General features: G+C 34.1%; 8 protein-coding genes. All 8 read left to right on the forward strand.

Annotated elements, in window-relative coordinates; translation table 11 throughout:
* The first annotated feature begins 11 nt into the window (after positions 1 to 11).
* The 8 genes from Q0910_RS04235 to Q0910_RS04270 all read left to right on the forward strand — a co-directional run bounded on the left by Q0910_RS04235 (position 12) and on the right by Q0910_RS04270 (position 14,133).
* The gene (locus Q0910_RS04235; RefSeq protein ID WP_299212925.1) at positions 12 to 3,437 is read left to right on the forward strand and encodes a DUF4175 family protein; all 3,426 of its coding nucleotides are present in this window, start codon (positions 12 to 14) and stop codon (positions 3,435 to 3,437) included.
* Positions 3,430 to 3,852, forward strand: a complete 423-nt coding sequence (gene ybeY, locus Q0910_RS04240) for an rRNA maturation RNase YbeY (protein WP_299212926.1) — start codon at positions 3,430 to 3,432, stop codon at positions 3,850 to 3,852. Before Q0910_RS04235 ends, ybeY begins: the two co-directional genes overlap by 8 nt.
* A gap of 84 nt (positions 3,853 to 3,936) precedes the next feature.
* Positions 3,937 to 5,808 (forward strand): tRNA uridine-5-carboxymethylaminomethyl(34) synthesis enzyme MnmG, encoded by a 1,872-nt coding sequence (gene mnmG / locus Q0910_RS04245; RefSeq protein WP_299212928.1) that lies wholly within the window; start codon positions 3,937 to 3,939, stop codon positions 5,806 to 5,808.
* On the forward strand, positions 5,808 to 6,287 hold the full coding sequence (locus tag Q0910_RS04250; protein WP_299212930.1) for a hypothetical protein: 480 nt from the start codon (positions 5,808 to 5,810) through the stop codon (positions 6,285 to 6,287). Before mnmG ends, Q0910_RS04250 begins: the two co-directional genes overlap by 1 nt.
* Positions 6,288 to 6,650: 363 nt before the next feature.
* On the forward strand, positions 6,651 to 7,499 hold the full coding sequence (locus Q0910_RS04255; protein ID WP_299212932.1) for a class I SAM-dependent methyltransferase: 849 nt from the start codon (positions 6,651 to 6,653) through the stop codon (positions 7,497 to 7,499).
* Positions 7,500 to 7,730: 231 nt separating this feature from the next.
* Positions 7,731 to 8,258 (forward strand): OmpH family outer membrane protein, encoded by a 528-nt coding sequence (locus tag Q0910_RS04260; RefSeq protein WP_299212934.1) that lies wholly within the window; start codon positions 7,731 to 7,733, stop codon positions 8,256 to 8,258.
* Positions 8,259 to 8,958: 700 nt separating this feature from the next.
* Positions 8,959 to 11,004, forward strand: a complete 2,046-nt coding sequence (locus Q0910_RS04265; RefSeq protein WP_299212936.1) for a gliding motility-associated C-terminal domain-containing protein — start codon at positions 8,959 to 8,961, stop codon at positions 11,002 to 11,004.
* Between the two features lie 3 nt (positions 11,005 to 11,007).
* Positions 11,008 to 14,133 (forward strand): PorP/SprF family type IX secretion system membrane protein, encoded by a 3,126-nt coding sequence (locus Q0910_RS04270; protein ID WP_299212938.1) that lies wholly within the window; start codon positions 11,008 to 11,010, stop codon positions 14,131 to 14,133.
* The last annotated feature ends 24 nt before the right edge of the window (positions 14,134 to 14,157 follow it).

A 14,157-nucleotide genomic window follows, 5' to 3' on the forward strand; every position in this document is an offset into this window, starting at 1 on the left:
AGGCTTTAAAAATGGATAATTTTGAATTCATAAAGGATAAATTAGAACAATTTATTAAGAAATATTATATAAATGAGTTGATAAAAGGAGTGATACTTTTTTTCGCAACTGGTGTTTTATATTTTTTAATCACACTATTAGTAGAATACTTTTTATGGTTGAACAGTACGTGGAGAACTGTATTGTTTTGGCTGTTTGTGGTTGTAGAACTATCTTTATTTATAAAATTTATAGTACTACCAGTTGCAAAATTGTTCAGACTAGCTAGTGGTATTGACTATGTGAGCGCATCTAGAATAATAGGGAATCATTTCCCTGACGTAAACGATAGGTTATTGAACCTTTTACAACTTAGCAAAGATGACAGGTCGTCTTCATTACTTTTGGCTAGTATAGAGCAAAAGTCATTACAACTAAAGCCAATACCTTTTAAGTTAGCAATAGACTTTAAGAAAAACACTAAATATATTAAATATGCACTTGTTCCAATTGCTGTTTTTTTACTAGTAAGTTTGTTTAATGAAAATAGCTGGTTTTCAGAAAGTTATGAGCGTGTTGTAAATTATGAAACTGCATATGAACCTCCTGCGCCTTTTCAATTTTTTGTTGTGAATAATAGTCTTGATGCCTTAGAAAGCAAAGATTTTGTTTTGGAAGTAAAGACTACTGGGGAAGTTATCCCCGAAAATGTGAGTATCAATTATAATGATGAGGTTTATTTTCTAAAAAGAACAGCCGTAGGAGAGTTTCAGCATACGTTTATACAGCCTAAAGAATCTATTGAATTTGTACTATCTTCTAATGATGTTAGTTCAAAACAATACAAGTTGGATGTAGTACCTGTTCCAATTTTATTAGATTTTAAAATGGAGTTGGATTACCCGAGTTACACACAAAAGAGGGATGAATCTTTAGAAAGTTCTGGTAATGCTACTGTACCTGAAGGAACGAAGGTTACTTGGAAAGTAAATACCAGAAATACTGATAAGGTAAATATGGTATCAAATGATTCTATTGAGTTGTTTGATAGAAAAGATTCCACCTTTTATTATGAAAACAGTTTGTATTCTGATTGGGATTATCAGATTACAACTTCTAATCGAAATATACAGGATTATGATAATTTGTCTTTTAATATTAGGGTTATAAAAGATCAATATCCTGAGATTAATTTAAGTTCAGAAAGGGATTCGGTTGATAATACTACGATGTATTTCTATGGAAGAGTCAGCGATGATTATGGACTGAGTAAGTTGCGTTTGATATATTATGATAGCGATGACGAAGGAGATAAGAATACATATGATTTACAGGTAAATTCTACTGAGTTTGATGAATTTGTTTATGCTTTTCCTGGTAGTCTTGTGTTGAGGGATGGTATTAATTATGAGTTTTATTTTGAGGTTTTTGACAACGATGTCATTCATAATTATAAAAGCACAAAGAGTCAGGTTTTTAGTTTTAGAAAGTTAACGAATGAAGAAGAAGAGGATAAGAAACTAAAGGAACAAAATGAAGCTATATCTGGGTTAAACAAATCGTTGAAGAAGTTTAAGGAACAGGAACAGGATTTGAAAAGCCTGAGTAAGTTACAAAAAGAGAAAAAGCAGTTAGATTATAATGATAAGAAAAAGTTAGAAGATTATTTGAAACGCCAAAAGGAGCAGGAAAAGATGATGCAGAACTTCTCTAAAAAGCTTAAGGATAATTTGGAACAGTTGGATAATAAAAAAGAGGAAGAACCTTTCAAGGATGCATTAAAAGAAATGCTGGAAAGAAATGAGGAGAAATTAAAAAAGAATGAGAAGCTTTTAGAAGAAATAAATAAGTTAGCAGAAAAGATTCAAAAGGAAGAGCTAACAGAAAAGTTAGAGGAGCTGGCAAAAGAAAACAAGAATCTGAAGAAAAACTTAGAGCAATTATTGGAGTTGACAAAAAGATACTATGTAATCGAAAAGCATGAAAAGCTTGCAGAAAGATTGGATAATTTATCAGAGAAACAAGAGGAATTGTCGGAGAGGAATGAAGAGGAAAATACAAAAGAAAAGCAAGATAAATTGAATGAAGAGTTTGAGAAATTCCAAAAGGAAATGGAGGAACTTAGACAGGATAATAAGGGTCTAAAAAAGCCAATGAATCTGGATCAGGATAAGAAAGACGAGGAAGATATTAAAGAGGAACAACAAAAAGCAAGTGATAATTTAGATAAGAACCAAAAGTCTGATGCTAAGAAAAGTCAAAAGAGTGCTGCCCAAAAGATGAAAGAAATGAGCAAAGGTATGCAGATGCAAATGCAGATGGGAGGAGGAGAACAACAACAGGAAGACATGGAAATGTTGAGGCAAATTTTGGATAACCTGGTAGACTTTTCAATGGAACAGGAAGAACTCATGAAGGGGTTTAAAGGAATTAATAATGAGAACCCAACATATTCAACTAAGTTAAAAAAGCAAAGTATACTTAGAGAAAATTTTATTCATATAGATGATAGTCTATACGCATTAGCATTACGTACACCAACGATATCAGATGAGGTTACCGGAAAATTGACCGATATAGAATTTAATATAGATAAATCTTTGGAACGCTTGGCAGAGAATCAGTCTATTCAGGGAACAGCGAATCAGCAGTATGCTATTACAGCTTCTAATGATTTAGCGTATTTTTTAAGTATGGCTTTGGATCAGATGCAAAATAGTATGTCGGCTTCTGGTAAAGGTAAAAGTGGCGGAGAATCTAGAGGTTTTCAATTACCGGACATCATTAAAAAACAAGAAGAGTTGAATGAAAAAATGAAGGAGGGAACGGAGAAAGGAAAAGGTAAGAAGAGGGAAAAGGAAGGAGAATCTGGAGGAGAAGGATCGGGAGAGAAAGGAGAAAATGGTAAAGAAGGAAAGAATGGAAAAGGAAAGAATGGAAAAGGTGAAGACGGACAAGGAGAAGATGGTGATGGGAAGAATGGTAATAAAAATGGAAGAAACGGAAAGAACAAGGAAGGCGAATCTGAGATGCAGAGGGAAGACATGAATGGAGAACTATATGAGATTTATAAACAACAGCAACAGCTTAGGAATGCTTTGCAAGACAAATTAAAAAAACAAGGAATTGGTAATCGCAAGGGTAGTGATCTATTGAGAAGAATGGAACAGGTAGAAAGTGAACTATTAGAAAAAGGTTTTAATGATCAAACATTAAGTAAAATGTTAGAGTTGAAGCATGAGTTATTAAAACTTGATGATGCTACTTTTGAGCAAGGAGAAGAAGAGCGAAGAGAAAGTAAGAGTAGTAATAAGCAATTCGACAATGACACCAATCAACAAATTCTTAGGGCAAAACAATATTTTAATACCACTGAAATATTAAACAGACAAGTATTACCTTTGCGGCAAAATTATAAACGTAAAGTTCAGGAGTATTTTAAGAAAGGAAATGATTAATTTTTTTTATGAGTCAGTTGATATAGATATAGACGAGGAGCGTGTTTCTTCTTGGATACGTAATGTAATAATGTCTGAGAAGAAGAAAGAAGGTGAAATAAGCTTTATCTTCTGTAATGATGATTATTTATTAAAAATAAATCAAGACTTTTTGGATCACGATACATATACGGATATTATAAGCTTTGATAATTCGTTAGGGAATGAATTACATGGAGATGTTTTTATTTCTCACGAAAGGGTGGTTGAGAATTCTGTTACGTACGCTGTGTCTGTTGAGGAAGAATTAAGACGAGTTATAGTTCATGGAGTATTACATTTTTGTGGGTTTAAGGATAAGACAGAAGAGGAAAGTGTTATTATGAGACAAAAGGAAAACGAAAAACTAGCTATGTTCCACGTGGAACATAGCTAGTTTTAATAGAAAGAATTTGTTCCACGTGGAACAAATTTTGTGTATAATATTTACTGTTCCACGTGGAACAAATGATGATGTATTATGTTTGATAAGGAGTATGATGTTATAGTTGTGGGTGGCGGGCACGCTGGAAGTGAAGCTGCGGCGTCAGCCGCAAATTTAGGTTGCAGTACGTTGCTAATTACAATGAATTTACAAAACATAGCTCAGATGAGCTGCAATCCTGCCATGGGTGGAATTGCAAAAGGACAAATTGTAAGAGAGATCGATGCGCTTGGAGGATATAGTGGTATTGTGAGTGATAGAACAGCGATACAGTTTAAGATGCTGAATAAGTCCAAGGGACCTGCAATGTGGAGCCCTAGAGTTCAAAGTGATCGAATGCGTTTTGCGGAGGAGTGGAGATTGTTGTTAGAGCAAACACCGAATCTAGATTTTTATCAGGAGATGGTAAGCGGTCTTATTGTAGAGAGTGGAAAGATAAAAGGAGTGCGAACTTCTCTCGGGATAGAGGTAAGAGCAAAGACTGTTGTTCTTACAAACGGAACTTTTCTTAATGGTTTAATACATATTGGCGAAAAGCAATTTGGAGGTGGTAGAGCAGGCGAAAGAGCTGCTACTGGAATTACTGAGCAATTAGTGGATTTAGGTTTTGATTCAGGAAGAATGAAGACAGGAACACCGCCTAGAGTCGATGGAAGATCATTGGATTATTCTAAGATGGTAGAACAACCAGGAGATGAAGTTCCGGAAAAATTTAGCTATACTGATTTATCTAAACCGCTAACAAATCAGAGATCGTGTTATATGACTTATACTTCTTCGGAAGTTCATGATTTGTTAAGAGAAGGTTTTGATCGCTCTCCAATGTTTAATGGAAGAATTAAAAGTATAGGACCGAGATATTGCCCGTCTATAGAGGATAAGATAAATAGATTTGCTGATAAGGATAGACACCAGATGTTTATAGAACCAGAAGGATGGAATACGGTTGAGGTATATGTAAATGGGTTTTCTACATCGTTACCAGAGGATGTACAGTTTAAGGCGTTGCGATCTGTTGTTGGTTTTGAAGGAGTGAAGTTTTTTAGACCGGGTTATGCAATAGAGTATGATTATTTTCCTCCAACTCAATTGACGCATACACTAGAAACAAAGTTGGTTTCCGGATTGTTTTTTGCTGGACAGATAAACGGAACAACGGGATATGAAGAGGCGGCATCTCAAGGATTAATGGCTGGTATAAATGCAGCGTTACAAGTAAAGGAAGAAGAAGCGTTTATTCTTAAAAGAAGTGAAGCGTATATAGGTGTTTTAATAGATGATTTAATCACAAAAGGAACAGAAGAGCCGTATCGTATGTTTACATCAAGAGCGGAATATAGAACGTTATTGAGACAGGATAATGCCGATTTTAGATTAACTCCAATGTCTCATAAAATTGGATTAGCATCTGATGATCGAATGAAAAGGATGGAGGAGAAGGAAAAAAAGGCAAGCGCTTTTGTGCAATTTTTTAAAGAAACCAGTGTAACACCTCAAGAAGCAAATCCTGTTTTAGAAGAAAAGAAATCTTCTCCAATTAATCAAAGCGGTAAGATGTTTAAATTATTTGCTCGTCCTCAGATTACACTAGATGACATTAGGCATTTTGATAAAGTTTCTACATATATTGAGGAAAACGAGTTAGATAAGGAGGTTTTAGAACAAACAGAAATACAGGTGAAATATTCTGGTTATATTGAAAAGGAAAAGAATAATGCGGATAAATTAAACCGTTTAGAGAATATAAAAATTCCTAAGAATTTTGATTATACGAAGCTTAAATCTCTTTCTTATGAAGCTTGTGAAAAAATGACAAAAATAAAACCAGCTACTATTTCTCAAGCATCTAGAATAAGTGGAGTTTCACCAAGCGATATTTCCGTGCTATTGGTTTATATGGGTCGATAATGGATTATGTAATTTGTAAACAAGATAGAGCTATAAAAGGCAGAATTTTAATTACCATTGTTTTAATTTTTTCAGCAGTGATGTTGTTTTTAGGGCCGGAACCGTTTTATACAAGAATCCTTTTTTTTATAGGTTCTTTATTTGTTTTCGGATTTGCTACATCGTATAAAATTAATAAAGACTTTGACAACCAAAAGTTGTTTTCTGTTTTTGGTCTAGTTTTGTTTAGATCAAAATTGAAGATGGAGTTTCCTGATTATATTTCTGTTTTTTCTGGGTCTTTTAGTTTGGATAATGAATGGGGTGCTGTTAGTGCGATCGGAACTAAAGAAATACACGAAAAGTTGGTGGTCCGTTTTTTTACCGATAACAGAAAAGTAACATTATATAAAACAGATAATCATCAAAAGGCACTAGATAAAGCAAAAGAACTTAGTGAATTACTAGATCTCGAAATTCATGATGTAACTAAGCAATAGTTCCACGTGGAACATTTTTTGTAATGATAGTATGAACAGAAGTGTTAAGTAAATGAAGTTTTTATTGAAAGTCGTCTTGAGTGTTGATTTTTTTACAACAGATATCTCCATAAAGCAGTAAAACAACTTAATATTCCCAGAGACGAAAAAATCATTAGTTTTGATACCAAGTTTTTTGAAGATTAGAAATAGGAAGATAGATTTTGTGCTAACAATACTAAATAAAGATGATAGAAAAAGGAGATAGATGATTTAGAATGCAACCCTTATAGAAAACCTTTGTTTACTAATAAAATTATTCTTTTAGAGAATACTAACAACATCAAAGAACAAGATTACAGTAATAGTTTCTTTTAATTAACAATGAATAAAGAAAAGTTAGATATATATATAGAGTGTCTAGATCATACCGTGTCTGGTGAAAGGTTTAAACTTTATAAGGATAGAGATCATGATATGTTAGTTACTACTCCTAAACCAGATGAAAATAGTTTAGGTAAGTATTATGAAAGCGAAGATTATATTTCTCATACAGATGCTAAGCGAACGGTTTTCGAAAAAACATACCACCTTGTAAAGAAATATTCACTTAATAAAAAAGTGAAGCTTATATCGAAGTTGCATAAAGGAACAGGTACTCTTTTGGATATTGGAGCAGGAACAGGAGATTTTTTAATCGAGGCAAACAAAAAAAACTGGCAAGTAGTTGGAGTCGAACCTAACAAACAAGCTAGGGTACTCGCAGAGGAAAAAGGAATTATTCTACAACCGAATACAGCTAACTTATTGTCTGATTGTTTTGATGTAATCACCATGTGGCATGTACTAGAACACGTTCCTGATTTGCCAGTTCAGATAAAAGAATTAAAACGTCTTTTAAAACCAGGAGGGCATTTGATTATAGCGGTTCCTAATTTTAAATCGTACGATGCTCACTATTATAAATCTTTTTGGGCAGCTTATGACGTGCCAAGGCATCTTTGGCATTTCTCTAAAAATTCAATGAAAACACTTTTTGAGAAAGAAAGAATGACACTAGAGAAAACTAAGCCATTATTGTTCGATTCGTTTTACGTTTCTCTTTTGTCAGAGAAATATAAAAATGGTAAAATGAATTTTGTAAAAGCATTTTGGATTGGCTTGCTATCAAATATTAAAGGAAAACACTCAAAAGAATATTCTTCACACATATATATATTGAAAAGTGCGTAAATTTTGTTTTTAAGAGCTTTTAAGCGTTTTTCTAATTCCTTTGTAATAGAATGCTTGAGTTTTTTTTGAAAAACGCCTAAAAACGCCCATTTTTAATCAATTTCTATTGTTTTTTACAATGACTTACCTTTGAATCATTGTTTTTTCTTATACCTTCTTAATTTGATGAAGTTATGAGTATAACATCAGATGAACTTTGATATTTTTGCGCAGAACTAAATTTTTAGAATAATGAGAAATTTTATATGGGTTGCCGTTGCATTAATAGGAATGACTTCATGCAATCAACAAATTGAAAAAACGGGCTATGTAAATAACACTAAAGTAGTATCGGATTTTAGTGAAATGAAAACAGCTAAGGAAAAGTGGACAAAAAAGAATAATGAAGTTAGAGCGGAATTAGAAGAAAAAGCAAAACAGTTTCAGATTGAAGTTCAGGGATATCAGAATATAATGAAATCCATGTCCAAAACTAATAGAGAAAAGAAGGAACAAGAATTGATGGCAAAGCAACAAGGTTTGCAAAGAGAACAACAAAGTAGAATGCAAGAGATTCAGCAAGGTAGCCAGACAGAAATTGATTCTATTATCGCGAAGGTTGAGAATTTTATTAAGGAATATGGTAAAAATAATGGATATACATATATCTATGGAGAAACAGAGGTAAAAAATATCTTTTACGCTAAGGAAGAGTTAGATTTAACAGATAAAATTATTACGGAATTAAATGGTGAAAAAGCTTCTACAGAGGAGAAGTAAACGGAGTAGTCATTATGAGAAAGAAGCACCTCAAAAACAATCTTGTTTTTGAGGTTTTTTTATCACTTTCTTGGGGAATATTCCGCAATGTATTTTATGTTAATTTGTAATATAAGCACCGCAAATAAAATGAACATATTATAATACGTTGGAAAGGTTTTTCTTAGAGATAATATTCCATTAATATTACCCGAAAACCGATCCTTCAAAAAATAGTAATTACCAGTCAGCAAATTCTTATTTGCTTAAAAAAACAAACGAAATTTTAAGAAAAACTAATACACTTAATCGGTAAAAGTTGTCATTTTTACGTGTTTTTTAACCTAAGGAAAAAAGGGAGTTACTATCTTTTTTTATTTTTATAGCTTATAAATTGGCTTTTTTTCTGTTGGCAAATGAAAGAACTGTATGAGATAGTAAATTCATTTTTTTAGCCTATTTTTATTTTAAAGTTTTGATTTTCAGTTAATTATAAAGCACACAATTTGTTTATATAAATGACGTTTATAGATGTAATTATTGTGTTTAAATCAAGTAAGAATATTATTACAAAAAAAAACGAAAAATTGGTTTGATATAAATTTTTAATTCATAATTTTATGACTTTACAATAATTATATTAACAACATTATTAACAAGCGCCCCAAATCGGTTGATTAATAGTGCATATTTTCACATAATATTAACTGGTGTGATAACTATGAAGAAAAGACTTAACCTTACAATCATCGTGATATTTTTGGCACTGGGTATCCATGTGGCCAATGCTCAACGTATTATTGGTGCTCCTTCTTTAACTTCTGGAGCGCAAGCTTGTGGTACTTTAAGTAACAGTTTTGATTTTGTGGCTGAGTTATCTCCAGGTACTGCACTGCCTGCAAGTAATGTTTTTATCTTAGAGTTATCAGATCCTACCGGAAGCTTTGCAAATGGAGGAGAAGAATTATTAAGCGTTTCAGGTCCCAATGAGGCTTCAGGTGGACCTTCTAATATTAATTTTACAAACGTAGCAGTTCCTCAAAATGCTAATAGCGATGACTATAGACTAAGAGTAACAGCTACCGAAGGAAATGTTACAAATACAATATCAGAACCTATACCGTTTCATTTTTTTGATGATGATAATTTAGAAGTCATCCTTAATGGCAGGGATGATGTGATATTTTGTCGTGTTGCATCTTTTGCCAAGGAAATAACGGTAGAAGTTACGGATCTAGATGACAACGTATTTGATGCTAATAATTTTAATTGGGAGTGGTTAAAAGATGATGTAATCATTCCTGGAGAAAACAGTCCTACTTTATTGATAACTGAAGTAGGAGAATATCAGGCAAGAGTTCAAGTAGGGTTATGCAATAATGTTTTTAGATTTAATAAATCTAATAAAGTGGATGCATCTATAATAAATGTTGGTGATATTTCTATTGTTACCGATGCTCCGGATTTTTCTTTTTGTCCAGATGAGGATAAAATATTATCAGCAAGTGCAAACATAGTAGATGGAAGGTATGAGTATCAATGGTTTAAAGACGGCGAGGCGCTAGAAGGAGAGATTGCTTCAACTATAGTTTTACCTGATAACAATTTTGGAGGAGAATACACTTTACGGATAAATATTAGTGAAGATTGCCAAGATTTGGAAACGCAACCGGTTGTTGTAACAAATGAAGGCTCTAGTATTACACTTCCGCTGCCAGAAAGTTTGATATTACTACCAACCCAGACATTAACTTTAGTTGTTGAGACAGATGTTCCCGCAGGAAGTACATTCAGATGGATTGTAGATACAAGTATTCAGACTCAAGGGATAACAGTGAGTGATAGTGAAACGCTAACATTTTCGGCCCCTTTTGTTGGGGATTATAGGATAGAAATTGAGGCGAATGATCCTTGTAATTCGATGCTGTTTTCCGAAACAAGCGTGTTTGCTGCAGAAAGATTTGATATTACCATAGCTCCAGAAGAAGTCGTCGATTGTGAACAAGACCCAATAACCATAGCATTGACCGAAATGGTTGGTATAACCTCAGGTGGAGAAAGAGTTCCGCTCACCACAGAACAATTTGATTTTTTTGATTTTGAATGGTTTAATGATGGAGTCTCAACAGGTGAGACTTCTTTGTCGTTAAATGTAAGTCGTTCTGATAGCGGTGGAAGTTTCGAATTAAGAGCGATTTTTAGGCCAGGAGGATTGCCGAATACGGTTTCTAATAATTTACCTATAGATTTCTTATCGAGCGATATAGTTTTGGATATTACACCTCCAGTATTACAAGCAGGAGAATCAGTAGTGTTAACTGCGCCATTAAATGCTAATTTTACGTATGAATGGTACGTGATTCAGAATGGAGAAGAAGTTTTGATAGAGGGAGAAACCAGCAATACTTTAACAGTAACAGAAGAAGGAGATTATTTTGCAATAATAAGCTCTTCTTTGTGTACAACACGTACACAAATTGCTTCTGTAGGAGGCCCACAGGCGTTATCAGAACTAATACCAAACGTTATTACCCCTGGTGGTAACGCAGCCAATAATGATTGGGTTTTACCTAATTCCTTTAGAGAAACAGATGTGGAGGTTATTATATACTCTTCTAATGGAAAAGTAGATTTCCAGAAAAATGGAGGTTACAATGCAGATTGGCCTACTAATTCAGCATCGCAAGCAAACGAACTTATTTATTATTATATAATTTCTAGAAGTAGTACAGTTGTAAAAAAGGGGACAATTACAGTAATGAGATAATTTATGATTAAAAAAATACTTTATATATCCGTATTCGTTTTTTGCTCACATATCGTGAGCGGACAGGATGGATCATCTAATACATCAGGTATATTACCATCAGATATTCCGTTACATAATTCCCTTAAATATAATCGATTTTTGTTCAACCCTACTTTTTCTTTGGTTAGGGAAAACAAAAACTCACTAAATATATATAATAGGAATCCTAGAGCAAGTTTTAGCGATAATTCACAGACATATTTTCTTAGTTATTCAGCAAGATTCGAAGAAAAAACAGGAATTGGTGTTGGACTATTTCAGCAAAACGTTGGTATATTCAGGTTCTTTGGAGCTACGGCGAACTACGCATACAATATAGAACTAAATAGAGACATGAATTTCACCTTTGGGATGAATTTAAGTTATTCTCAGAGTTCTTTGAAAAGTAATCTGGATGAGGCTCAGGTAAATGATGACATCATTAATAATTATGAGAACAGTTCTGTTTTTCTACTTCGTCCTGGAGTAAATTTAAATTATGGAAATTTTGATGTTGGTGTTTCCGTAGGGAATTTAGTGACATATAATCTTACAGCGAGTGAATTGTTAACTGATAACTTTGAATATTCTGGTCACGTAATGTATACTACGGAACTTGATTGGAGGAGAATAGACAATGAACTACGTGGAATGGTATATGCATCCAAACCAGGAGAACAAGATTTACGATATGGAGGAAACGTCTTATTCGAAATTCCAAAATATGGGTGGGCACAATTAGGCTATAATAGTTTTTATGGTGGCTCTATTGGTATTGGAGCAAATATTACAAAAATGATTTCTATCGGGTATACAGTGGAACCTGGGATTGGTGGAGATTCTAATGTTGCTGAATTTGGAGCAACTCATGAATTTGGTTTAGCTTTTAATTTTGCAAAAGAAGAAAAGAGAAGAAAAAGAAGAAATATTTCATCAAAAAGCTCGTTACAAAGAGATTCTGAAATAAGAAGACTAAAGAAAGAAATTTTAGATCAAAATAAGATAATAAGAGAACTACAACGTACTAATAGCGATTCTTTATCTCAAGCACAGAGATCCATGAATAGATTAGAAAGATCAATTCAGGAAGCTAAAGAAGAAGAAGCTAGAAAAGCAAGAGAACTAGCACTACAACGAGAAGAAGAGGTTAAGTTGCTTAATAAGCAGGCAGAAGAGTTAGCTGCTCAGAAGAAGTTAGAACTTGAGATGACTGAGCAAAAGGCAGAAGAAGAGCGATTAGCAGCTCGGAAAAAGCTTGAGCTAGAAATGGCGGAACAGAAAAAAGCAGAAGAAGCGGCTGGAAGACAAGAAGAAGAGGCTAGAATCGCAGCTGAGGAAGCTGCAAGAGAAGCAGAGGCTGAGCAACAAGAAGCTGCTGCAGAAGCTGAAGAACAAGCCAAAAGACAAGCAGAAGAAGCTGTTAGATTGGCGGAAGCAGCTGCTGAAACGGAGAGACAACAAATAGCTGCTACAGAGTTGGCTAAGAAGGAAGCTGAGGAAGCAGCAGCTAAACAAGAAGAAGAAAGACTGGCTGCTCAGAAGAAACTAGAATTAGAAATGGCTACTCAAAAAGCTGAAGAAGAAAGATTGGCAGCTCAGAAGAAGTTGGAGCTTGAGATGGCAGAGCAAAAAAGAAGAGAAGAATCTCAGAAAACATTAGAAAGAGAAGTAGCTATACAGAAGGATGCAGAAGAAGAGAGATTACGTCAGGAAGCGGAAGCTGCAAGATTAGCGGAGGAAGAGAGATTACGTCAGGAAGCGGAAGCTGCAAGATTAGCTGAAGAAGAGAGACAACGTCAGGAAGCAGAAGCTGCAAGACTAGCAGAAGAAGAGAGATTACGTCAGGAAGCAGAAACTGCAAGATTAGCGGAGGAAGAGAGATTACGTCAGGAAGCAGAAACTGCAAGATTAGCTGAAGAAGAGAGATTACGTCAGGAAGCAGAAGCTGCAAGACTAGCAGAAGAAGAGAGATTACGTCAGGAAGCAGAAGCTGCAAGACTAGCAGAAGAAGAGAGATTACGTCAGGAAGCGGAAACTGCAAGATTAGCTGAAGAAGAGAGACAACGTCAGGAAGCAGAAGCTGCAAGATTAGCGGAGGAAGAGAGACAACGTCAGGAAGCGGAAGCTGCAAGATTAGCGGAGGAAGAGAGACAACGTCAGGAAGCGGAAGCTGCAAGATTAGCAGAAGAAGAGAGACAACGTCAGGAAGCGGAAGCTGCAAGTACAGAAGAAAAAAGTGAAGACTTAGATGCTATACAAAGAGAACTAGATAACAGTAGTAGAATTACTGATAAATTGATTGCGTCAAGAGATTCATTATTAACCTCTACTACAAATCTTGATAAGAGAGAATTTAATAAGCTTTTAGAGTCTCTGGTAAACATGAGTGATGAAGCTGAAGAGGTTAAGAATACGAATGATGCTACTAGCTCTAAGAGACTTACCTCTAAAAACAGATTTATCAAGTTTGCAGAGGCTACAAGACCTGAAGCTAAATATGCTACTAAATTTATTCCTGGTTATCCAGAAGGATATTATTTGATCGGTAATGTGTTTAGAGGTGGAACATATGCAGATAGTTTTACTGGTAAATTAAACGATCTTGGCTTTAATGATGCTCAGATAATTCTAAATCCAGAAAATCAATATCAGTATGTATCTATTAAGTATTACGCTGATAAAACTGAAGCTGCCGAAAATTATTTAAATAATATTGGAAATAAATATTTCGGTGATATGTGGATATTACATATTGCTAAGAGTAGAGTAGAATCTCTAAAAAGATTAGTACAAGAAACGCGATTGATTAAGGATACAGTGAAGGATGATACTGTATTGACGGAGAGCTTATCATATATAGGAGGTCATAATATTGAGAATGGTTACTACTTGATCACCAATATTTTTAAGAGAGAAAATTATTTTGAAAGAGGAATGGATAGACTTAGATCTCAAGGATTAGAGCCTAAGTTTTTCAGAAACCCTAAGGATAATTACATATATGTCTATTTAGATAAATTTGATAGTCTGGATCAGGCTAAGGGAAGCTTGTTCTCTAATGTGAATAACACATATGATGGCGATCTTTATATATTAAAAATAGAATAGTGAGTACCCCAAAAAAATATTAGA

The organism is uncultured Aquimarina sp. (assembly GCF_947495315.1).
Taxonomy (GTDB): domain Bacteria; phylum Bacteroidota; class Bacteroidia; order Flavobacteriales; family Flavobacteriaceae; genus Aquimarina.